This window comes from Bacillus sp. AFS012607 (assembly GCF_002558005.1).
Taxonomy (GTDB): Bacteria; Bacillota; Bacilli; order Bacillales; family Bacillaceae_G; genus Bacillus_A; species Bacillus_A thuringiensis_S.
In genome coordinates, this window is record NZ_NTVM01000117.1 from 1 (window position 1) to 348 (window position 348).

Genomic DNA, 348 nt, shown 5'->3' on the forward strand with positions numbered 1-348 from the left:
GCAATACTCATATTAATATTTAAGCTTTTTCCAAGCTCAGTAATTGCTTTGACGAGTGATTCCACACCTTCTGCTACTGAGCTTGCTGGAAGCCCGAGCATTCTCGCAATATGTGCATAGCGTTCATCTGCTACAAAGTGCTCATATTTTGGGAACAANNGGCTTAATAGCATTATAGCGGACTACGTGCGGCATTAGAATGGCATTTGCACGTCCGTGCGGAATATGGAATTCTGGTCCAATCTTATGTGCTAAGCTGTGATTAATACCGAGGAAAGCATTTGCAAATGCCATCCCTGCAATTGCAGAAGCGTTATGCATTTTTTCTCGTGCTTCTTCATCATTTCC

1 pseudogene is annotated in these 348 nt (G+C 42.5%); it reads right to left on the bottom strand.

Going from position 1 to position 348, the window contains the following annotated elements:
- A pseudogene (locus CN409_RS31185) lies at positions 1-348 on the bottom strand (iron-containing alcohol dehydrogenase); the annotation flags it as partial.